This window comes from uncultured Campylobacter sp., assembly GCF_937997535.1.
Classification (GTDB): Bacteria; Campylobacterota; Campylobacteria; order Campylobacterales; family Campylobacteraceae; genus Campylobacter_B.
The window spans coordinates 1-1,622 of sequence record NZ_CALKTT010000008.1 but is presented as its reverse complement, the minus strand read 5'-3'; the positions used below and the strand labels follow the sequence as shown (position 1 = coordinate 1,622).

General features: G+C 54.5%; 2 protein-coding genes. Both read right to left on the bottom strand.

What is annotated here, in order from left to right; translation table 11 throughout:
• Positions 1-103 precede the first annotated feature (103 nt).
• Positions 104-880 (bottom strand): ABC transporter ATP-binding protein, encoded by a 777-nt coding sequence (locus Q0117_RS01240; RefSeq protein WP_297921432.1) that lies wholly within the window; start codon positions 878-880, stop codon positions 104-106.
• A partial coding sequence (locus Q0117_RS01235; protein ID WP_297921429.1) for an iron ABC transporter permease occupies positions 873-1,622 on the bottom strand: 750 nt, incomplete at its 5' end. The genes Q0117_RS01235 and Q0117_RS01240, both read right to left, overlap by 8 nt.

Genomic DNA, 1,622 nt, shown 5'->3' with positions numbered 1-1,622 from the left:
AAAACCGATAAAAATGCAGGCGCTAGCCTGCCGTAACTTTAGCGGGGCGTGGGGCAGAGCCCCGCTCGCAGGCTCGGACCTTGTTCGAGCCGAGAAGTTGGGATCAAAACGGATACGTCAAGCAGCAGACGCGACCGACCTTTTCGTTGTAACTGACGTCGAGCTTCAGATCGTATAATTTGCTTAAAATTTCGCTTTTTATGATCTGCTCGGCCTTGCCGTATGCGACCTCGCCGCCGCCTTTTACGAGCGCGACGTATCCGCCTAAAAGCAGAGCGAAATCGGGATTGTGCGTGGCTAAAACGACGGTGTAGCCGTTTTTTAAAAGCTCCTTCGTGGCGCGAAGGAATTTGTATTGGTTGGCAAAGTCTAACGCCGAGGTGGGCTCGTCGAAGATCACGATCTTCGGCTCGCAGCAAAGGGCGCGCGCGATGGATGCCATCTGCCTCTGACCGCCGCTTAGGCGCGTGATGATCTTGTCTTTTAGGTGCCAAATTTCAAGCATTTTCATGTAGCGCTGCGCGAGCTTGTAGTCGTTTTCGCTCGGCTGCGAAAAGATCCCGATATGCGCCGTGCGCCCCATCAGGACGTATTCGAAGACGCTGTAGTCGTACTCGCAGACCTCGCTTTGCGAGACGTAGCCGATGATCTCGGCGCGCCCTTTGGCGCTGAGGCTCGCCATATCCTTGCCGTCGATTGAAATTTTACCGCGCAGGGGCGTAAGCGTGCCGCTGATTAAATTTAAAAGCGTCGATTTGCCTGCGCCGTTTTGCCCCAAAATCGTTAGCATCGCGCCCGCTTCGAGATTGAAATTCACGTTGTGCAGCGTCAGAGGGGCGGATTTTACGTAGCCGAAGCCTAAGCTCTCGATCCTAACCATTTAGCTTCCTTTTGTTTTTAAGCAGGATGAATATAAAAAATAGCGTGCCGATAAAGCCCGTAAGCACCCCTAACGGGATCTCGCTTTGATTTATGCTGCGCGCTACGTCGTCTACGATGAGCACGAAGATCGCGCTTAAAAATATACTCGCGGGGATCGCCTTGGTGTTGCTCACGCCCACGATCATGCGCGTTAGATGCGGCATCAAAAGCCCCACCCACGCGACTATGCCGCTGATACACACGCTGCTTGCCGTTAGCAGCGTCGCGCAGACGATGATGATGCCCCGCTCCAGCACGACGTTTACGCCGAGCTTCGCCGCGGTCGCATCGCCCATGGATAGGACGTTTATGCGGTAGCTCATCAGCACCAAGACAGCGATACAAACCCCCATCACCGGCGCTATCATCGCTAGTACGGAGGGATCGACCTTCGCGAGGCTTCCTAGCTGCCAATACACGATGTCTGCGAGCTTTGTCTCGGGATCCGCCATAAATTTTAAAAATCCGATTAGCGCGCCCATCAGACCGCTTACGATGATGCCGGCAAGCACGAGCATTATGGTGGCGCTGGAACGAAGCGCTCGCGTGATCAGAAGCGTAATACAAACCGCGGCAAGCCCGAAAACGAAAGCGAAAAGCTGGATCAAAAGGATGTTTAGATCAAGCAGGATCGCGATCGCCGCGCCCACGCAAGCTCCGGCGCTGACGCCCAAAAGATCGGGCGAGACGAGCTGGTTTTT